Below are 21580 nucleotides of genomic sequence, written 5' to 3' on the forward strand. Positions count from 1 at the left end.
TGTTTCCAGCCGAGTTTGACGACTTATGCTGTCTTATTCGACGTATCGCAAACGTACAGCATCGACATCGCCCACGGCAACTCGGCGAGAGAAGGTCAGTCTCAGGTCCACGAGATTTCGTCTATCAGGTAGCTCTTCAACTTGAACTCGTACAAATTGCCCTGGCTCGTATTGAGTGAACGTTACGCTCTCAAATGTTTCTCTGGATAAAAGAATAGATTGGCCTGAAGGCAAAGGCGCTGCGTAAACGGCTATGTCGTTGAAATGGCATACATAATCGTCGCCGTTGCCTTCTAAACGCTGTATCCGAAGGTCGTCAGGGCGGCTGTAATCTGAGCTGTAGTCCGCGTGCTGCCAATCCCAGACCCAATCAGGACGGGTTGCGTTATCGAGGAGGAGGATAGGGCGTGCTCCTCGAGAAATCAGCCTAGCAGCCTCAGCCCTTAGCGTCTGCCAATACGCTTCAGCGGTGGTTGCTGATACGTCGCGAATCGTACAACCATGTAGGATATCCGCGAGCACTACGAATCCGACTTGACGCGCTACGCTCTCAGCATAGCTGTCCAATTCGTTGACTGCCCGCGGCTCCATCTCAAGTTGAGTTAGCTCGCCTCTCCTAACTTCACGCAAGGTCAACGTGTAAGGTTGCAGTTCCTCTTCAGTCGTCCTGATTGTTAGGAATTGCAGAGGGAATCTGCCGCTTCCACCGGTAAATCCAGTCGAAGACGCAAAGGAAGCAATTTCCAGCAGTCGCTCCCGACTGATAGGTTGCGCTGCTAGCACATCTTCTCGCCTAACCTCGACAGCGTCCCGGACAGCCTCTAAACCTGTCCTGACAGCATCCCATGCATCTGCAATACCCAAGTCCGGTCTGACGCGGTTTTTAAGGCTGGAAACTGTCTCAGTGGCAACAGGTGGTTCTGTATTAAGGCGTTCAATCCAGGAACGGAACTGCTCTCGAAGGATTTCGACACTACGATATTGGTCAATAAGCCATAGGTCAATCTGACGATAAAAAAGCTCTGGAACACGCCAGGGGCCATTCGTTAGTATCGCAAAAAGTGCGAGTTGAGCGTTTTGTAGAGACTCGACATCGTCGGCGCCGCCAAAAGAATAGACGCGAGAACTCACCATATTCGGTCTGCGCATGTCTTTAACACGTTCAACAAAACTGTCGAGTCGTGCTACATAGCCTGTCCTCCATTCGCCGGTAGCCGCATATTGACGAGCCTTCGCAGTCAGATACGCAGTCGCAGAAAAATTGTTGAGCGTACCGCTAAGTCGGCCTCCACCACGCCATTGTCTTCCAGTCAGGAGCCCTACAAGGATTTCAGCAGCCGGAGATGAGGCTACCTGGGCAACGGGGTCGTGCTGAATCCAGTTCATCAGAAGCTCAAGAACAAGCAGTCGAATGTCATTCCAATAGTTTCGCAATGCTGCAAGGTACGCGCTCCTCTGAAGCAATTTCGTTAATTGTTCAGTGCCATAAATTTGGTCCTGTTCTATGCCGAACTTTCTAGCGAAAGCTGGCCAATTTAGCTCAAGATGGGAAAGCGTTATAAACGTAGTTTTATTGTAGAGCTGATGGGGTTCGTGTTCAAAATCAAACACATCCCACCACTTGCTTAGTACATCGGCCATCCACTCAGCTGCTGCCACATCTCCTTGATAAACTGCTGCCAGTAGCATGCGAGCTGTCTCATCTATATGTCTCGCGTTCAAACGTGCAGCATCTGAATAAGAATCCCAATCCGAAAGAGTATCTTCTTGACGAATTCGCCCTCGGTTTGGCCTACCGTTTTCCCACCCACTTACGAAGCTTGAGAGTATTTCTTCATATACACGGTTAAAAGGAGGTCGCAGTAGAGCGGCATTAAGGGCGTCATGAACCATAATGCCTTGTTCTTCAACACGATGTGACCACCAATTTCCCAATAGATACATCATGAGTGGCGGCAAGTGGAGCAGATGTTCTTGTATTTGCACAGGAGAGCGGCGAAGTTGTTTGCTTTCCAGATGCTGGAGAAGATGACACAAACGTCGCAAGGGGCGTGTGTCGTGGATAACGTTATGAATTGCTGCTTCAAATATGCCGCGATAAACTTCACTCCAACTTTCGTGAAGTCGCCGCCCAGCAAAGGTCTCTGGGTCAGGAAGCATGGCCCAACTATTTAAGCCTTCTGCGTTATCACCATCCAAGCAAGCAGTGAGTAGCAGCTCGTGCATTTCTACGAGAGTGTTGTAACTGCGTTCGAAGGATTCGTTGTTTCCAGACGATGCTGCTTGCCGTGCGTCCGCCGCAAGCTCTTCAAGAATAGCCTGTACTCGAATGCCGAAACGTTCCGTCCCAAGAGGGCGAAATACAAGGGACCATCTCAGCAGTAATAGCTGTAACCATCCTAATGATGGCCCATGGGCGACTCTAGCCAAGCAAATTTCGCCTTCTGAAACCGTGCCTGGGGTTAGCGGAAAGGTAAGCAGAGGTCTTTGGTCTGAAGTGCTCGTACTTGGTGGTGAAGACTGCGCGGCTCTCATCGCCCGACGGTACCATTTTGTAGCGACGGCCCGTACTAACCACAAACGCACATCAACCAAGCGATGAGGCCCCGGTAAGCTCATAGTCCCCTGGACATTCCCATCCCTAAATCCAAAGCGCCCAATTAGCAACGTTGGACTGTTTGGCGTGGACTCGTCACCATACTCGGGAATGGGTATCCAGCCACGCTCTTGGGCCCCTGCAAGGACTTGATACGAGTTAAGCCGGGTTACGTCGCGAGGAAGTGCCACGCTGACCATGTATCGCTGGACGACTCTCGCCTGGACTTTGGGAAGTAAAAACTCAACGGTGCGATATAGGAAAAAAGTAGTTAAGGCTGCATTGAGCAAAAACCACACTGTGTCTAATGCTGTCCAACCGGGCAATACCGCGAGTCCCCATGTGGTAAGCATCAGATACTGAATACCCATAACGACAACGAGGACAACAGAGGACAATCCCGCCGCTAGTGCTCCAGAATCCAACATGTATAGGTGTACAAATACCTCGGCAGCTGGACGGCGTTGGAGAAACACGGCGACAAATGCGATAACTAGAGGATAGACGAGCGCCACCAACGTCACTTGAACGGTCCAGAGAGTCGAAAAGTAGGCGAGCTGTTCTTCAGTTCCCCATCCAATCCAAGGCGGAGTGAACCAGTCACTTGGCAAAACGCCTGCCAAACAAAGAAGCAAAAATTGAAGTGCTAGCAGTGAGATGACAAACCGGAACGGGTGCTCCCCAGCAAATAGCAGCTCTCGCTCGAGTCTTGAAAATGCTAGCCGCCGTCTGTCTAAGTTAGCTTTACGCCAATTACGCTCGTCGCGCGCTACAACGCTACGGATAGACCACGGCATCCTCAGCCAGCTCATATTGTCGCCTATTCAACTTCAAAGTTTGTAGCGCTCACCTAGCGATGCGGCGCGTACCTCGCAACTTGTACATCTCGAGTAAGCCTACGACCTGCTAGCGGTGCTGCTTGCTCTCGGACGTCGCAGTTCAGCCTGATGATGAGCCGAGGAAATTTGTAGTTTAACAAGTAGTTGACACAGTGCACAGTGGTCAGGAGGCAATTTAGGCGAGATAAATAGGCGGTTGCTATACGGCTCATCCATTAACCAATTGGAGAGCGAAAATGCGCCACCCTTGCCTGCCACAGCAGGACAACAGAACGATACACACCCCTGCAATCTTCGATAGTCCGACTGAAAAGCGGAAAGTCCGCACCAATGCTGGCTTTCAACGGTCCACGGCCGCATTCGAACCGGTCCACATTTGTGGTCTGACGGCCCAAAGCCCGAGTGCCAGCAACGCTTTTTTGGTGGAGGCGCAGCAATGAGCGAACGAAGCCGTTTCATCAAAGTGCGCGTCAGCGACGCCGAGTACAGGGAGCTCCGCCAGCGAGCCGATGCGCAGGGCATCACGATGTCCGAGCACGTCCGCGTAACGGTCACAGCGGTGCACAAGGCCTCGGATGTGGCCGCCGAGTTGTCGGAACTGCGTCAACACTTGGATAAGGCGCCCAGGCCTTCCCCAACCTTGGCTGGTGCCGGCAGCCTGGAGCAACGCGAGATGTTGCTGTTGCTGCGTGAGCTGGCGGCTGCGCGCGATGCGCAAATCCTGAACCGAGTGCGAGCGCAGCTTGCGGTTCGCGCCGGCGGCATCGAGCAGCAAGGAGGTGCCGTATGAGAACGCATGACCCTTTCCTGCGCCATCTGCTTGCGTCAGTGGACCGCTGCGTCGTTTTGACCGTGCTCGCCATTGTCATATCGGCTTTGGCCTGGACCGCCGCTTGGGAGCGTGGCCTCGGTATGCCGGCGTTGGACGGCTGGCAACTCTTGGCCGGAGTGTTACTTGGCCGAGCCATGGACCGCACGGCGTTGACCATGCTGGTCCTGTGCGCTGGACTTGGCATTACCAGCGCAATGCTCGTCAGTGGATGGATGTTCTGCCGTTGGCAGCGCCGCGCGCAACTCGACATGCTTCGCCTGCGCGGCTCACGTTGGGAGGGCGAGCAATGATGCGTGAAGCCTTGCGGCGCTTCTGGGAGACGAGCGCACAACCCCTGAACCGCCAGCCCATACCCGAGAGGCATCGGCTGCTGACGCTTGGCGGCCATTCTTGGCCGGTCGAGCTGGAACCCCTGCACTTGCTCATTCCGGGCACGACCGGCGCTGGAAAGTCTACGCTCATCGAAGAGCTGCTGGACGGTGTCCGAGCGCGCGGCGAGCGTGCCATTGTCTGCGACCCGAACGGGACGTACTTGAGCCGCTTTGCACGAGATGGCGACCGGCTGCTGAATGCGTTCGATGCGCGGGCCGAAGGGTGGTGCGTGTTCAACGAAATTCGCGCCGACTTCGACGCTGACCGCCTCGCAGCCAGCATCGTCCCGGCCGGCCACGGGGAATCGGCACCGTGGCATCACTATGCCCAGGTACTGCTGGCCGAGGTGCTGCGCGCACTGGTTCGCACTGGTGAGACGACGACCGAGCGCTTGCTCCACTGGTGCACTGTTGCGCCCGTAAAGGAGTTGGGGAACCTGTTGGTAGGTACACCGGCAGCAGGATTGTTCGACGAAGGCGCGGACAAGGCCTTGGCTTCTACGCGGTTCGTATTGACCGCGCATATTTCGCCGCACCGGTTCCTGAAACCGGGTGCGTTCAGTATCCGCGCGTGGCTCGAAGCCGGCGAGGGCAGCTTGTTCATGACCTGGCGAGCCGATATGCAGGCAGCGTTGGCGCCCCTGCTCGCGAGTTGGGTGGGTATCGCAACCAACGCGGTGCTGACACTGCCACCGGACCCTGCACGGCGGATATGGCTGGTACTGGATGAGCTGGCCGCGCTGGGCAAGCTCAGCGGCCTGGAAGACGGGTTGACGCTCGGCCGCAAGCACGGGTTGGCCGTGGTCGCGGGGCTCCAGAGCACAGCACAACTCGACCGCATATATGGCCGTGAGTCGGCAACCGTGCTTCGTGCGTGCTTCCGCAACCTGGCGGTATTGGCTATCGCGAAGTCGGACCCGGCGACCGCTGATGAGCTCTCGCGTGCGCTGGGCGAGCGCGAGGTGCTTCGCCAGGAAGTGAGCCGCAGCTCAGGGGCCAGTGGACAAGGTGAGTCGCAAAGCGTGCGGCGTGCACAGGAGCGCTTGGTGCTCGCCAGCGAGATTGCCAGCCTGCCGAACCTCTGCGGATTCCTTGCCCTGGCTGGCGACCAACCGGTTCGTCGGCTGCGACTGATACCACAACAGCGGGACGAGGTGATCGATGCGTTCGTAGCGGAGGACTTATGCTGACGCTTGCCAAGGTCACCTCCGCTGAATCCGCTGCCAGCTATTACGAAGAAAGCGATGACTATTATGGAGAAGGTGGGCGGGCGCCCTCCGCATGGTGGGGCACGGGAGCTGCCACCCTAGGCCTCGAAGGCGTTGTCGATGCCAAAGCCTTCAAGGCTCTCCTGGGAGGAGCGCTGCCTGATGGCGAGACAATGCACCGGGGCGGTGACGGAGTGCGAACCGCTGGACTGGATTTGACTTTTAGCGCGCCCAAATCGGTCAGTATGCAGGCGCTTATACACGGGGATGCACGCTTGCTTGACGCGCACCAGGCAGCGGTTAGCGCAACGTTACAGTATGTTCAGAACAACCTGGTGGTGTATCGCAGCACGCAGGACGGCGAAACCATCACTGTCCATAGCGCGAATCTGGTCGTTGCCCGTTTCGAGCATGACCTAAGCAGGGATGCGGACCCTCAGGTGCATACGCACTCCGTGGTACTGAACATGACCAAGCGCGCCGACGGTCAATGGCGTGCATTGGATGGCCGGCCGCTGTACGAGCACCAGAAACTCCTTGGCGCGCTCTACAGGGCGGAGCTTGCCCGAGCGATACAGGCGCTTGGCTATCGTGTCCGCCGGACGCATCAGGACGGGCGATTCGAACTGGCTCATATCACTGACCGGCAGGTTACCGCGTTCAGCACGCGCAGTCGGGCTATTGATGCTGCGTTGGCGGCGCGGGGCAAGGACCGCGCCAGTGCATCGGCAGACGAACGGGAAATAGCAGGACTGAGTACGCGGCGCAGCAAGGACCGCTCAATCGACCGTGTAGCGTTGCGTGAGGTGTGGTTGGCCAAGGCCGTCGAGCTAGGCATCGACTGGAGCGCCATGCAACCGCCACTCGTGCCACTAGTAGACTTGGCGGCTGCGGCGCGGAATGCTGTCGACTTCGCGGTAGCGCATTTGACAGAGCGAAGTGCAATCGTCCAGCGAATCGCAGTTGCGCACGCGGCGCTCGCACACGGCACTGGCACCGTCGTGTTGGACGATGTGCAGCTCGACATCGACCAGCGTCTAAGGTCGGGCGAGCTCTTGGCGTCGGCCGACGGCCGTCGAATCACCACGCCGGCAGCGCAAGCGGCAGAGCGAGAGCTCCTGGCCATTGAGGCACGCGGGCGGAGCGCTTTGACCAGAGCTATCTGGCAACCGACTCAGGGCGACTTGTTCGCTACGGGACTCGCAGCCGTTGCATCCCGGCCGGCACTGCAAGAAAGCCTGACGGAAGGGCAACGCCGGGCCGCAGAGCTAATCTTGACAACGCATAGCCGCATTGTCGGTGTCCAGGGGCTGGCCGGTACGGGCAAGACCTCGATGCTGCGCGCGGTTTCGGATAATCTAGGGCCGGAGTTTCGGGCCTTGGGATTGGCTCCTTCTGCGGCGGCAGCGCGCGAACTGGAGAAGTCCGGATTCGAGGCCATGACCATTGCTGGATTCCTCGCCAAGGGCCGGCCGCTGGACGACCGGACCATCGTCGTCGTTGACGAAGCCGGCATGGTAAGTCTGCGCGACATGCATGCACTCGTGTCCAGCATTGAACAAGCTGACGCCAGGGCCGTGCTGGTCGGTGATACTGGGCAGCTGAAGGCCGTAGAGGCCGGCATTCCATTCCGCCAGCTTCAAGAGCAGGGCATGGCAACAGTGCGGATGGCGGATATCCTGCGGCAGCAGAACGAGAAACTGAGGGCTGCGGTGGTGGATGCGGCGGAGGGTCGTGTCGGGGCCTCACTGGCGAAGCTGGCGGCGACGGTTGCCGAGGTGCCGCATGCCACGGAGCGCTACCAAAAGATTGCGCGGGACTATTCCTGTCATCTGCCGGAAGACCGCGCAAACATGTTGGTGGTAGCAGGGACGAACCGCGCCCGCCGGTCCATCAATGAGATGGTACGCCAGCGGCTCGGACTCGCCAGTACAGGCGTTGTCGTGTCCATCATGGAGAGCCGGGACCTGACACGGGCCCAATTGCAGAGTTCGCTGAGCTATTCGCCGGGAGACATCATCGAGGCGCAGCGTCACTATGACAGCATCGGTCTTCGGCGCGGCGATACTGCGGTAGTCGCGGAGGTAGAGCCTGGCTGCATCACGCTACGTCGTGCAAGCGGAGACCTGGTCAAGTGGCGGCCGACCGCCATGCCCCATGTCGCCGTCCATTCGCTGGAAGCGCGTGAGGTTGCCGTCGGCGACCGGCTTCGCTTCACCGCGAACGACTATCGTCGGGACATCGTCAACGGGCAGACCGGCATCGTCGCGGCCATCGACGAATCGGCGCGCGAGCTCACGGTCAGGGTAGATGCCGGGCGTACGTTGAAACTGGATTTGGACCAGCCGCTGAAGCTGGACCATGCGTACTGCACGACCGTTCATGCAGCGCAAGGGCAGACCTGCGACCGTGTGTTGGTCGAGGCGGACGTCAGCAGTGCCATGGCTAACCACTCCCTCTACTACGTCGCCATCAGCCGCGCGCGCCACGGCGTGACGATTTATACCGACGACCGCGAGTTGCTACCGCAGGCGATGTCGCGTCTGGACGTCAAGCACGCTGCCCTCGACCTCGAACGCACGTCCCGTCGAGGTCTGGCTCTGTGATTCCGGCCCGTCGGAAAAGCCGACGGGCCGGTCTGGTCAGGAATCGCCGTCTTTGAGGCTGACGGTTCCGTGACCTGGTTCCCAAGGTAGTGCCGGGATGGCGGGAAACTGCACGCGTGAGAAGTACCTGGACAAGCGGTTGAACGGCACATCCGAACCGTAGCCGTCAGTGACCTTGCCGTCCCCCGTAGTGTGGCCGAGCACGCGTTGCAGGTATTTGGAGGGCACACCGGCCGCTTCGAGCAGGTCTTTCATGCAGTGGCGGAAGGAATACAGCACCTTGCGGCTATCGGTAATGCCGATGGCGCGCTTGTAGCGGCCAAAGAATTTCGAGAACGAGCCGGACAGCTTGCCGTGAAAATCCTGCTTGAGGGTCGGGAAAAAGACGGCAGCACCGCGCGCGCGCAACCACTCGACATAACGCAGCAGGCCCAGGTCGATGAGCTCTTGTGTAACCGGAACCCGGCGGATGGACATCGCATTTTTCAAGGTCCGACGATGGCTTTGCGGCACGTTGCTATCCTCAAAGAGTTCGCCGTCCTCGTCACTTGGCCGGTCTACGATATTGAGATACCAGCCCGATTTCGCGTCTCGGCAGAGGTCACTCAGCGCCAGGCCAGCAATTTCTTCAGGGCGAGCGCCGGTATAGAACATCAGTACCGGAATCCAGTAGCTCGCCTCGCCGGACTGGCCCTTCGAGCGTTTGTGCTGAGTGAACACTTCGGACGAGAACAGGGTAGCGAGGTCCGAGGCATCGAAAGGCAGCCGACGCTTCTTGCGTTGCCTTATACCGCTCTCCTTGAACCCGAGCGTATTCGCAGCGGGGTTTGCTTTTAGAACATGCTTCCCCACGGCAATTTTGTAGATGGCGCGTACCTTGGAAATGCGTTCGTTAATGGTTGGCACCTGCAAGCCACGGTCAAGCATGTAGTGTGCGAACGAGGTCATCAGTTCAGGTGTCACCTCACCGGGCATACTTACTCCTTGCGCACCTACGAACTGTCGCAGGTCGCGCCATGGAGTCTGGGATGCAATGGTGGTAGGCGTGGGCCGGTCCTTGACGTAGTCGCGCCAGGTCTCGAACACCTTTTCCCAAGTTGGTGCATCCGGATTTGCAGGAGCGCGCTCAGGCGCAATTACGTGCAGCGGATGAGTGGGCGCCGGGGCCACCTTATCGGTGTCGACCAAGTCACCGCGTTGGCGCGCGAGCTGGTAGTCCAACGACTCAATCACCCAACGCAGGAAGGCGTAAGAGGCACGCTTCGCCTCGTCTTTTTCGGGCGCGAAGTCCAGGCCGCACAGGTGCAGAAAACCATGCAGCGCCGGAAACACGTTCATGCTCTTCCCTTGGGCGAGCATACGACCGAGCTCCGCACGTTGGCTTGCCAGCTTCTCACCGAGTTCATCGAATTCAGTGTCGTCCAGACCCTCCTGGCGACTGCGGTCATCGTTCAGCAGGACCCGGTGGACCCAGAAGCGGGCAACACTTTGGAGCTGCTCATCATCAAGCCGGGCAATGCGCTTCGGGTTCAATGAAGCCCGGTTCAGGTCCAGCTCCTGACGCTTCAGCCGGAACTCGGTGTCGATACGTGTAAGTTCGGCACGCGCCAGCTCTTTGGCCTCGCGCAGGTCGGCAGTGCCGAGGCTTCGGACGATGTGTTCTTGGCTAGCAGGGTAGGCCGAGCGAATGTCGGCTGGGATGCGGCGACGCACATACTTCGTGCCGTGTTTGCCGCGTTGGTAAATACCTTCAGAGATTGCTTTCATAGTCTGCTCCACGTTGGTTGTGTGACAGACCGTGTATCAACTCCATTTAGCCTTTTACGAAAAAGGCCTTGATTCCTATAGAAATCAAGGCCTTGCGCGCACTAGCGGTATTCTTTGGGGTGGCTGATGGGACTCGAACCCACGACAACAGGAATCACAATCCTGGACTCTACCAACTGAGCTACAGCCACCATTGTCTTGCTTTTCTGTCCCGCTGTTGTCGAGACAGAACAAGATTATACAAAGTCCTCGGCAAAGTGGCAAATTTAAATGTGGGGGTGGGGGGCGAAGGGTGGTGGTGTGCGGGCAAACTTGGGGTCCCGCCTGCGCGGGAATGACGTTTACACGTCGCGTCATCGAAAAGCGACTCCGGCCCGCGCCCTAAAAACCGTCATTCCCGCGCAGGCGGGAACCCAAGTTTCAACGCATACCGTCAACGCCTATCCCCACCCCTCCGGCACCGCAATCTCCACCTCCCCCACCTCCGGCTCCACCCCCAGCAAACTGGAAAACGCCGCCCGCAGGGCCGTGCTGCTGGCGCTGGTAAACGCCCGCAACTCCGCCGGGGCACCGTCGGCCGCCCGCAGCAGGCTTTCAGCGTCGAGCAGGCGCGCCAGCTGCCTGGCCACCGCGTCGCCGGTATCGATCAGGACCACGTCCGACTTCCCCATCCGCGCCAGCACGCGCTCGATCGAGGCGCGCACCAGTGGGTAGTGGGTGCAGCCCAGCACCAGCGTGTCCGCGCCCTGGTCCATCAGGGGCAGCAGGTAGCGTTCCAGCATGGCCGCGGTCTCGCTCGAATCGAGCTCGCCGAACTCGATCTGGTCGGCCAGCCCCACACAGGGCTGGAGCAGGAAGGCGGCGCCGGTGGCGTCGACGATCTGGTCGCGCAAGGCCAGGAACTTGGAGCCGAGCAGGGTGCGCTCGGTCGCCAGCACCCCGACCTTGCCGTTGCGGGTGCTCGCCGCGCCCGGTTTCAGGCCCGGCTCGACGCCGACGATGGGCATGCTGGGATAACGCTCGCGCAGCTCGCGCACCGCGGCCACGGTGGCCGTGTTGCAGGCCACGACCAGGGCCTTGACCTTGTAGGTGGTGAGGTATTCGGCGATCGACAGCACGCGCGCGACCACCACGTCCTCGGGCTTGTCGCCGTAGGGAGCGAAGCCGGAGTCGGCGAAGTAGAGGAGGTGTTCGTGCGGCAGCTGCGCCTGGATGTGGCGCAGCACCGACAGGCCGCCGACGCCCGAGTCGAAGATGCCGATCGGAGCGTCTGGGGAGAGCATGGAAGTCATGTTCGGGCGGCGCGAAGGTAGGTTGAAACGCGCGGGCGCACCAGGGCGCCCGCGTGGCCATCAGGCGGTGGCGACCGGGATGCCCTTGAGCGACTCGATCTTGGCGGCCCATTCCTTCGGACCGGTGATGTGTACCGAGGTGCCGGTCGAATCGACGGCCACGGTCACCGGCATGTCGGTGACTTCGAACTCGTAGATCGCTTCCATGCCCAGGTCTTCGAAGCCGACCACCTTGGCCGACTTGATCGCCTTCGACACCAGGTAGGCCGAGCCGCCGACCGCCATCAGGTAGGCCGACTGGTGCTTCTGGATCGATTCGATCGCCGCCGGGCCGCGTTCGGCCTTGCCGATCATCGCGATCAGGCCGGTCTGCTCCAGCATCATGTCGGTGAACTTGTCCATGCGGGTCGCGGTGGTCGGGCCGGCCGGGCCGACGACTTCCTCGCGCACCGGGTCGACCGGGCCGACGTAGTAGATCACGCGGTTGGTGAAATCCACCGGCAGTTGTTCACCTTTGGCCAGCATGTCCTGGATGCGCTTGTGGGCGGCATCGCGGCCGGTCAGCATCTTGCCGTTCAGGAGCAGGGTCTGGCCCGGCTTCCAGGCGGCGACCTGTTCCTTGGTCAGGGTGTTCAGGTCGACGCGCTGCGATTTCTCGGTGTCCGGGGTCCAGTGCACTTCCGGCCAGGTCGACAGCGCCGGCGGTTCGATGTAGGCCGGGCCCGAGCCGTCCAGCACGAAGTGGGCGTGGCGGGTGGCGGCGCAGTTCGGGATCATCGCCACCGGCTTCGAGGCCGCGTGGGTCGGGTACATGTTGATCTTCACGTCCAGCACGGTGGTCAGGCCGCCCAGGCCCTGGGCGCCGATGCCCAGCGCGTTGATCTTGTCGCACAGCTCGATGCGCAGCTCTTCCAGCTTCGTCGAGGGGCCGCGCTGTTTGAGCTCGTACATGTCGATGTCTTCCATCAGCGACTCTTTCGCCATCAGCATCGCCTTCTCGGCGGTGCCGCCGATGCCGATGCCCAGCATGCCCGGCGGGCACCAGCCGGCGCCCATCAGGGGCACGGTCTTGATGACCCAGTCGACCAGCGAGTCGGACGGATTCAGCATGACGAACTTGGTCTTGTTCTCCGAGCCGCCGCCCTTGGCAGCCAGCTTGACGTCGACGGTGTCGCCCTCGACCAGTTCCATGTGGACCACGGCCGGGGTGTTGTCCTTGGTGTTCTTGCGCTCGAAGTGGGGGTCGGCCACGATCGAGGCGCGCAGCTTGTTGTCCGCGAAGTTGTACGCGCGGCGCACGCCTTCGTTGACGGCGTCGGTGACGGAACCGGTGAAGCCTTCGAAGCGCACGCCCATGCCCACCTTCAGGAACACGTTGACGATGCCGGTGTCCTGGCAGATCGGGCGCTTGCCCTCGGCGCACATGCGCGAGTTGGTCAGGATCTGGGCGATTGCATCCTTGGCGGCCGGGCTCTGCTCGGCTTCATAGGCGCGGGCCAGGTGCTGGATGTAGTCGGCCGGGTGGTAGTAGCTGATGTACTGGAGTGCTGCCGCGACCGATTCGATCAGGTCGCTCTGGGTGATGACGGTTGCCATGGAAGTTCTCTGGAAAAGGAAATTAGTGCTTGGCCTGGTGCGTGGTCATGACGATGCGGTCGGTATAGGCGATGGCCAGGGCCGACAGCAGGAAGGCGCAGTGAATGATGGTCTGGAACATCAAGGTCTTCTCGTTGTACGCGTTGGCGTTGATGAAGGTCTTGAGCAGGTGGATCGACGAGATGCCGATGATCGCCATCGCCAGCTTGGTCTTCAGCACCGAGGCGTTCACGTGCGACAGCCACTCCGGCTGGTCGGGGTGGCCTTCCAGGTGCATGCGCGAGACAAAGGTCTCGTAGCCGCCGACGATCACCATGATGAGCAGGTTCGAGATCATCACCACGTCGATCAGGCCCAGCACCACCAGCATGATGGTGGTCTCGGTCAGCTTGGTCGGACGCACCGCGCCCGGCACGGTGACGGCGTCGAGGATGTGCTGCAGCGAGGCGACGTTGCCCATCGCGGCGCCGATCAGGTCCTTCAGCTCGACCCAGAAATGGAAGACATAGACGCACTGCGCCAGGATCAGGCCCAGGTAGAGGGGCAGCTGCAGCCAGCGGCTGGCGAAAATCAGGTTGTTCAGCGGGGTCAGCTTGCGGGCTGGTTCGTTCGGAGAAAGCTGGGACATCGGGAAAGAGACTCCAGGAATGCGACAAAACAGCTGAGCATTCTACACCGGCAGCGGGCTTCATGTCCGGGCCAGGCATCCGCTTTGCATGCCCAAAAGTAGCGCTCTTGGTGCGGAAGCAACATCTTTCCCGGCCGGCGGCCGGTGCGGGGTGTCCAGTCCGGTTCGGTAGCGCGTCCGTTTGCAAAAAGACCATCTATCCAAAGCGGGAGGGTTATACTGGATTCTCCTTCATGGAATCGAATGGCCATGGCCACCTCGGTTAGGCAGCGCATCGCGGCGATCGCGATGCTGGCGGCGGTCTACTACCTCCTCGGGTGGCTGGCGCTGCTGTCGGCGGTTCCGCCCAGTTACGCGGCGTCGGTCTGGCCGCCCGCGGGGATCGCGCTCGCCGGTCTGCTGCATCTCGGCTACCGCGCCTGGCCCGGCATCGCGCTCGCTTCCTTTGTCCTGAGCCTGCAAGTCACCCTCGGCACCACCGGCGACGCTGCGCCCGCCGTCCTGATCGCGCTCGGCATCGCCGCCGGCGCCAGTGTGCAAGGCTTGCTGGCGACCGCGCTGGTGCGCCGCTGCATCGACCCGGCGGCGGACACCGCGGAGGCGGGGGTAGGGCGGATCGTGGCCATGCTGGTGCTCGGCGGCCCGGTGGCCTGCCTGGTCGCCGCCTCCGCCGGCGTCGGCATGCTCTGGGCGCTGGGCCTGCTCGCGCCCGGCGATGCGGGCTTCAACTGGTTCACCTGGTGGATTGGCGACAGCATCGGCGTGCTGGTCGCGCTGCCCATCTACCTCGTCTGGAGCCGCGACCCGCGCTACATCACGCGGCGCAGCCGCCTCCTCGCCACCTTGCCGATGCTGGTGCTGCTGACCGTGGTCGGCCTGCTGTTCACCCGCACCGCCGCCCTCGACCGCGAGCGGGCGGAGGGCGAGTTCACCCGCCGCAGCGAACTCATTGCGCACAACCTGGAGCAGACCCTGGCCGAGTACACCGAGGGCCTGCATGCGGTCGCCAACTTTCTCTCGGTGAGCGACGGCCCCTTGCGCCGGGACGGCTTCCGCCGCCTCGTCGACGACATGCTGCGCCGCCATCCGAACCTGTTCGCCATGTCCTGGAGTCCGCGCATCACGGCGGACGAGCGCGCGGCCTACGAACGGGCGATGCGCGCGGACGGCGTGGCCCCGGCCGGCATCCGCGTGCTCGACCGGCGCGACCAACTGGTGCCGGCGGGCGAGGGCGCCGCGTATGTGCCGGTCACCTACATGGAGCCGATGCGCGCCAACCTGCGCGCCTTCGGCTTCGACCTGAGTTCCGAGCCTGTGCGCAACGCCGCCCTGGAACGGGCGCGCGACAGCGGCCGCGCCGCCACCACCGCGCCCGTGCGCCTGGTGCAGCTGAAGGCCGAGCGCAACGGCGTGCTGATCGTGGCGCCGGCCTACCGCGCCGGAATGCCGCGCACCACCGTCGAGGAGCGCAGGGCGGCGCTGCGCGGCTACGTGTCGGTCGTGCTGCGGATCGAAGTCATGATGAGCGACTTCTTGCGCGGCATCGATCTCACCGGCATCCGCGTCCGCCTCACCGACCGCGGCCAGACCGGCGGCATTGTGCTGGCCGAAATGCCGCGGCAGCTTGCCGCGCGGCCGGCCGACTTCACCGAGCTGGCGGCGGAGCGGATGAATGTCGTGCACCGTGCCACCATGGTGGTGGGCGACCGGCCCTGGGAATTCACCTTCATGCTGGACGGTAGCAACCCGCTGCCGCAACGGTCGTCGATGGCCTGGAGCGTGCGTGTGATGGGCCTGATGTTTACCGGCCTGTTCAGCGTGTTCACGCTGGTCATGGTCAGCCGTAACGTGACCATCGCCCGGCAGGTGCAGGAGCGCACCGCCGAACTGCGTGAGAGCAATACAGCACTGCAAACCTCGAACGCCGACCTGGCGGACAGCGAGCAGGCGCTGCGCGAGAGCGAGGAACAGGCCCGCAGCATCCTCGAGACCGCGCGCGACGCGTATATCGCGATGGACACGCAAGGCCAGATCGTCGCCTGGAACCGCGAGGCCGAATCGACCTTCGGCTGGCAGCGCGCCGAGGCGATCGGGCGCAGCCTGCCCGAACTGCTGCTGCCCGCCCGGCCCAATCGTCCGCGCGCCGGCCGCATCATCCGGCAGCTGGCCAGCGGCCGCAGCCGCCTGCTGAACCGCCGGATCGAAACCACTGCACTGCGCCGCGACGGCAGCACCTTGCCGGTGGAGCTCACGGTCTGGACCACCGGGCGCGGGCAGGGCCAGCGCTTCCACGCCTTCCTGCACGATATCAGCAGCCGCCGCAAGGCGCTGCGGCGCCTGGCCGCCCAGCAGGCGGCCGCGGCGGCGCTGGTGGAATCGGCGACCCTGGCCGAGGCGGCCCCGAAGGTGCTGCAGGCGGTGTGCGACGCGATCGGCTGGTGCGTGGGATCGATCTGGATGATCGACACCGAGCACGGCCACCTGCACTGCTGCGAATTCTGGAGCCGCGAGCAGGGCACCGCACCGTTCGAGAGCAGGTCGCGGCTGCGCCGCATGGCGTGCGGCGAAGGCCTGCCGGGACGCGTCTGGGACAGCCGCCAGCCGGTGTGGATCCGCGACATCGCGGCCGATCCCGCTTTCCCGCGCCGGCAGGAGGCGCTCGAGGCGGGCCTGCACGCCGCCTTCGCCTTTCCCGTCACCGCCGGCGACGACATCCTGGGCGTGGTCGAATTTTTCTCGCACCATGTCGCGGAGCCCGACCCCGGCCTGCTCAAGATGATGGAGACCGTCGGCAGCCTGCTCGGCCAATTCGTGGCGCGCCGCCGCGCCGAAGCCGCGCTGTTCGAAGAGAAGGAACGCGCCCAGGTCACGCTCAGCTCGATCGGCGACGGCGTGGTCGTCACCGATCTGGCGGGCCGCGTGACCTACCTCAACCCGGTGGCCGAAGCCCTGACCGGATGGAGCCTGGCGCAGGCCGAGGGGCGGCAGGTGGACGAGGTGTTCCACCTGGTCGCCCATTCCGACGGCGCCGTGCTGCCTTGCCCGCTGACCCTGGCCATGCGCGCCAACCGCCGCGTGGGCCTGAGCATCGACACCGAACTGGTGCGGCGCGACGGCGGGCGCCGCGCGGTGGAGGATGCGGCCGCCCCCGTGCACGACCGCGACGGCGAAGTGGTGGGCGGCGTGGTGGTGTTCCACGATGTGAGCGAAGCGCGCGCCATGCAGATGAAGATGTCGCACCTGACCCGCCACGACCACCTGACCGGCCTGCCCAACCGGGCCTTGCTGCACGAACGCCTGGCGCATGCGATCGGCCAGGCGCGCGAGCACCATGGCGAGCTGGCCCTGCTGTACATCGACCTGGACGGCTTCAAGCACGTCAACGATTCGCTCGGCCACGAAGTGGGGGACCTGCTGCTGCAGATGGTGACCCAGCGCCTGCTGGACTGCGTGCGCGCGGTGGACACCGTGAGCCGCCAGGGCGGCGACGAATTCACCATCCTGCAGCCGGAAATCCGCAGCAGCAGCGATGCGGTGCGCGTCGCCGAGCACATCCTGCAGGCCGTCGGCCAGCCTTTCCATATCGGCGAGGCGGAGCTGAACCTGACGGCCAGCGTGGGCATCGCCCTGTATCCGGCCGACGGCGCCGACGCCGGCGTGCTGCTCAAGCACGCCGATGCGGCCATGCACCGGGCCAAGCTGAGCGGGCGCAACCACTATCACTTCTTCACCCGCGAGATCAGCGAGCGCGCCGACCGCCGCCTGGCGATCGAGAGCGCGCTGCACCAGGCGCTGCGCAACGACGAGCTGGTGCTGCACTACCAGCCCAAGGTGTCCCCCAGCACCGGCGCGCTGACCGGCATGGAAGCGCTGGTGCGCTGGCAGCAGCCGGGCGGGCGCCTGGTGATGCCTGGCGAGTTCATCGAGGTGGCCGAGGACAGCGGCCTGATCGGCCGCATCGACCGCTGGGTGCTGGAAACCGCCTGCCGCCAGAACCGCGCCTGGCAGGAGGCCGGCCTGCCCGCGGTGCCGGTGGCCGTCAACCTGTCGGCGGCGAACGCCCAGATCGAGCAGTTCCCGGCCTACCTGGCGAGCGTGCTGCGGCACACCGGACTGTCGCCCGCCTGCCTGCAGATCGAACTCACCGAAAGCCAGATGCTGCACGATACCGAACTTTTCGAAACCCTGATCCGCGGCATCAACGCCCTCGGTGTCAAGGTGGCGATCGACGACTTCGGCACCGGCTATTCGAGCCTGGGCTACCTGCAGCGCTTTCCCTTCGACGTGCTCAAGATCGACCAGTCCTTCGTGCGCGTCCTGAAGGACAGCAGCACCGAATCGGCCATCGTCGACGCCATCACCCGGCTGGCGCGCGCCTTCAATTTCTCGGTGGTGGCCGAAGGAGTGGAGACCCGCGAGCAAGCCCACATCCTGCAGGCCTACGGCTGCGACGAGATGCAGGGCTATCTGTACAGCCGGCCGTTGCCGGCCGAACAGCTCGAAGCCTGGCTGCGCCGGGACGCGGCGGTGGTCCGCTCCCTGGGGGCGGAAGGCTAGTGTCCTGAATTGGAAGTTCGTTGATCAATCAATGCGGCGAAATCGCTCTGAGACAAGGAACAAAGCACAGCAAGGCCGGGGCCTTGCGCGCATTTGTGACGCAGTATCGGGGCGATTCTGGCCGCATTTATTCAACGAATCTCCAATTCAGGACACTAAGCTTGTTCCTACTTGAACTGTTTGCAACAAGGGTTGGTAGAATCCCGGGTGGAGCAAAAAGCCTGTAAGGGCTCAGTAAGCGAGCACCCCTAAGGTGTCTGATAAAACTTACTACTAACTATGGAGACTGGCATGGCTGAGAAAGAGACGAGTCACGAAGAATTCACGCTGCAGGAAAACCGCGTGTTCCCGCCGCCGGCCGCCTTCGCCGACAAGGCGGCGGTCAAGGGAATGGCCGACTACGACAGGCTGTGCGCCGAGGCGGCCAGCGACTACGAAGGCTTCTGGGGCCGCCAGGGCCGCGAGCATATCGAGTGGCACAAGCCCTTCACCAGCGTCCTCGACGAATCGAACGCGCCTTTCTATCAATGGTTTAACGACGGCCAGCTGAACGCCTCGTACAACTGCCTGGACCGCAACCTCAAGAGCGGCAACGCCGACAAGACCGCCATCATTTTCGAGGCGGACGACGGCACCGTGACCAAGGCCAGCTACCGCGAGCTGTACGAGCGCACCTGCAAGTTCGCCAACGCGCTGAAGTCGCGCGGCATCAAGAAGGGCGACCGCGTCGTCATCTACATGTCGATGTCGATCGAAGGCGTGACCGCGATGCAGGCCTGCGCCCGCATCGGCGCCACCCACTCGGTGGTGTTCGGCGGCTTCTCGGCCAAGTCGCTGCAGGAGCGCATCATCGACGCCGGCGCCGTGGCCGTCATTACCGCCGACGAGCAGCAGCGCGGCGGCAAGGCGCTGCCCCTGAAGGCCATCGTCGACGAAGCCCTGGCCCTGGGCGGCTGCGACACCATCAAGGACGTCATCGTCTACAAGCGCACCGGCGGCAACATCGCCTTCAAGGAAGGCCGCGACATCTGGCTGCACGAGCTGGTCGAGGGCCAAAGCGCCGAATGCGAGCCGGAATGGGTCGACGCCGAGCACCCGCTGTTCATCCTCTACACCTCGGGCTCGACCGGCACACCGAAGGGCGTGCAGCACGCCACCGGCGGCTACCTGCTGTGGGCCGCGATGACGATGAAATGGACCTTCGACATCAAGCCGGACGACGTCTACTGGTGCACCGCCGACATCGGCTGGGTGACTGGCCACAGCTACATCGCCTATGGCCCGCTGGCCGTGGGCGCGACCCAGATCGTGTTCGAGGGCGTACCGACCTTCCCGAACGCCGGCCGCTTCTGGGAAACCATCGCCAAGCACAAGGTCTCGATCTTCTACACCGCCCCGACCGCCATCCGTTCGCTGATCAAGGCCTCGGACGTGGACGCCAAGGTGCACCCGAAGAACTACGACCTGTCCAGCCTGCGCCTGCTGGGTTCGGTCGGCGAGCCGATCAACCCGGAAGCCTGGATGTGGTACTACAAGAATGTCGGCGGCGAGCGCTGCCCGATCGTCGACACCTTCTGGCAGACCGAGACCGGCGGCCACATGATCACTCCGCTGCCGGGCGCGACCCCGATGGTGCCGGGTTCCTGCACCCTGCCGCTGCCGGGCATCATGGCGGCCATCGTGGACGAAGCCGGCGCCGACGTGCCGAACGGGCAGGGCGGCATCCTGGTCGTCAAGCGTCCGTGGCCGTCGATGATCCGCACCATCTGGAACAACCCCGACCGCTTCCGCACCAGCTACTTCCCTGAGGAACTGGGTGGCAAATACTACCTGGCCGGCGACGGCGCGATCCGCAACAAGGACACCGGTTACTTCACGATCACCGGCCGCATCGACGATGTGCTGAACGTCTCCGGCCACCGCATGGGCACGATGGAGATCGAATCGGCCCTGGTGGCGAACCCGATCGTGGCCGAAGCCGCGGTGGTGGGCAAGCCGGACGAGACCACCGGCGAATCGATCTGCGCCTTCGTGGTGCTGAAGCAGGCGCGCCCGAGCGGCGAGGAAGCCAAGAAACTGGCGACCGAGCTGCGCAACTGGGTGGCGAAGGAGATCGGCCCGATCGCCAAGCCGAAGGAAATCCGTTTCGGCGACAACCTGCCCAAGACCCGCTCCGGCAAGATCATGCGCCGCCTGCTGCGCGTGCTGGCCAAGGGCGAGGCCATCACCCAGGACGTCTCGACCCTGGAAAACCCGGCCATCCTGGAGCAGCTGAAGGAAAGCGCCTAAGCTTCCGTAAGCCGTAACCGGCGAAAAAATGCCCGCTCCCTCGTCAAGAGGCGCGGGCATTTTTGTAGGGTTGGCGGCTCCGCCGCCGGCGCGTCCAACCGGCCTATGCTTCGTCACGCGTTCTTATCGCCGTCGCCGGCTATCAATGCTCACCCCGACGACAACACAAACGTATTTCCCTCCGAATCCCGGAACTTGGCAAACGACCCCCACGGCTGCACCGTCGGCGGCTCCAATAACTCCACCCCACGCCCGCTCAACTGCCGATAGGTCGCCTCCACGTTATCGCAGGCAAACGCCCCATTGAAACGGGTCCCGATCCGATCCTCCTGCCCATCCATGGTGAACAGCACCACCCGCGTGCCCGAGTTCGCAAGGCGCAGCTCGATCCACCGCTTGCCCGGCCCCATCGGCTGATCGGTCGCGATATCGAAGCCCAGCTTCTCGGTATAGAAGGCAAGGGCGCGGTCCTGGTCCGCGACCGGGATACTGACGAATTTAAGTTGAGTAATCATGGACGCTTTTCCTGGTTGCATGAGCCAGCATTGTCGTGGCACCATCTCCGCCTGCGTAATTTTAAAAACTATAGTATCCATGACTACCCGCCAGTCAGAAATGGACGCCTACGTCTTCGAGGTCCTGATGCCCGACCTGGTCGGCCACGACCGTCGCCCGGCCGCTTTCTTGGTCTACCTCTACCTGCTGCATAGCGCCCACGCCCTCGGCCGCGACCAGGTACCGGCCAGCCTGCAGACCATCGCCGTCAAGACCGGCCTGTCGAAATCCGCCGTCCAGGTGGCGCTGCGCCACCTGAAGCGCCGCGGCCTGATCGGCGAGGAGGAGGTCGGCACCCAGGTCAACCCCGTGCGCCACGTCCTGCGCCCCTGGCGCCGGCGCTGGCCGGCCGGCCCGTCCGCATGAGTTTGGCCGAACACCCTTGTCGAGCTGGAAATCCTTGCTATAATAGGGGGCTTCGTGGGACACCCACGAAAACCCATC

At 62.4% G+C, this 21580-nt stretch carries 13 protein-coding genes and 1 tRNA gene; 7 read left to right on the plus strand and 7 right to left on the minus strand.

Annotated features, from left to right (window positions below; translation table 11 throughout):
- Positions 1-33: 33 nt before the first annotated feature.
- Complete coding sequence (locus V7778_RS09975) at positions 34-3408, minus strand: hypothetical protein (RefSeq protein ID WP_335554661.1); 3375 nt, start codon at positions 3406-3408, stop codon at positions 34-36.
- Between the two features lie 463 nt (positions 3409-3871).
- Between V7778_RS09975 and V7778_RS09980 the strand changes: the two genes are divergently transcribed.
- The 4 genes from V7778_RS09980 to mobF are packed head-to-tail and all read left to right on the plus strand — an operon-like array spanning position 3872 to position 8452.
- The gene (locus tag V7778_RS09980; protein WP_335554664.1) at positions 3872-4225 is read left to right on the plus strand and encodes a plasmid mobilization protein; all 354 of its coding nucleotides are present in this window, start codon (positions 3872-3874) and stop codon (positions 4223-4225) included.
- Positions 4222-4557: a hypothetical protein gene (locus tag V7778_RS09985; RefSeq protein ID WP_335554668.1), complete on the plus strand. Its 336-nt coding sequence runs from the start codon at positions 4222-4224 to the stop codon at positions 4555-4557. Before V7778_RS09980 ends, V7778_RS09985 begins: the two co-directional genes overlap by 4 nt.
- On the plus strand, positions 4554-5828 hold the full coding sequence (locus tag V7778_RS09990) for a type IV secretion system DNA-binding domain-containing protein (protein WP_335554670.1): 1275 nt from the start codon (positions 4554-4556) through the stop codon (positions 5826-5828). The genes V7778_RS09985 and V7778_RS09990 overlap by 4 nt, the downstream gene beginning before the upstream one ends.
- Positions 5822-8452, plus strand: a complete 2631-nt coding sequence (mobF, locus tag V7778_RS09995; protein WP_335554672.1) for a MobF family relaxase — start codon at positions 5822-5824, stop codon at positions 8450-8452. Before V7778_RS09990 ends, mobF begins: the two co-directional genes overlap by 7 nt.
- 36 nt (positions 8453-8488) lie before the next feature.
- Here the strand turns inward: mobF and V7778_RS10000 are convergent, their stop codons facing one another.
- From V7778_RS10000 to V7778_RS10020, 5 genes are all read right to left on the minus strand, one after another.
- Positions 8489-10219, minus strand: coding sequence for a DUF6538 domain-containing protein (locus V7778_RS10000; RefSeq protein ID WP_335554676.1), 1731 nt, complete (start codon positions 10217-10219; stop codon positions 8489-8491).
- Between the two features lie 115 nt (positions 10220-10334).
- Positions 10335-10410 (minus strand) — tRNA-His (locus tag V7778_RS10005).
- Positions 10411-10659: 249 nt separating this feature from the next.
- Entirely contained in the window at positions 10660-11511 is an 852-nt protein-coding gene (murI, locus tag V7778_RS10010) for a glutamate racemase (RefSeq protein WP_335554679.1), read from the minus strand.
- Between the two features lie 60 nt (positions 11512-11571).
- Positions 11572-13107, minus strand: coding sequence for a fumarate hydratase (locus tag V7778_RS10015; RefSeq protein WP_335554682.1), 1536 nt, complete (start codon positions 13105-13107; stop codon positions 11572-11574).
- 22 nt (positions 13108-13129) lie between these two features.
- Complete coding sequence (locus V7778_RS10020) at positions 13130-13735, minus strand: TIGR00645 family protein (RefSeq protein ID WP_335554685.1); 606 nt, start codon at positions 13733-13735, stop codon at positions 13130-13132.
- Positions 13736-13984: 249 nt separating this feature from the next.
- Between V7778_RS10020 and V7778_RS10025 the strand changes: the two genes are divergently transcribed.
- The gene (locus tag V7778_RS10025) at positions 13985-18292 is read left to right on the plus strand and encodes an EAL domain-containing protein (protein ID WP_335554690.1); all 4308 of its coding nucleotides are present in this window, start codon (positions 13985-13987) and stop codon (positions 18290-18292) included.
- A gap of 291 nt (positions 18293-18583) precedes the next feature.
- On the plus strand, positions 18584-20581 hold the full coding sequence (gene acs / locus V7778_RS10030; protein ID WP_335554693.1) for an acetate--CoA ligase: 1998 nt from the start codon (positions 18584-18586) through the stop codon (positions 20579-20581).
- Positions 20582-20730: 149 nt separating this feature from the next.
- Here the strand turns inward: acs and V7778_RS10035 are convergent, their stop codons facing one another.
- A complete protein-coding gene (locus V7778_RS10035) occupies positions 20731-21096 on the minus strand; it encodes a VOC family protein (RefSeq protein WP_335554696.1) in 366 nt (121 codons plus the stop codon).
- A 79-nt stretch (positions 21097-21175) separates the two neighbouring features.
- On the opposite strand from V7778_RS10035, the gene V7778_RS10040 reads away from it, so the two are divergent.
- A complete protein-coding gene (locus V7778_RS10040) occupies positions 21176-21502 on the plus strand; it encodes a helix-turn-helix domain-containing protein (RefSeq protein WP_335554698.1) in 327 nt (108 codons plus the stop codon).
- The last annotated feature ends 78 nt before the right edge of the window (positions 21503-21580 follow it).

Source organism: Massilia sp. DD77 (assembly GCF_036961685.1).
GTDB lineage: Bacteria > Pseudomonadota > Gammaproteobacteria > Burkholderiales > Burkholderiaceae_D > Telluria.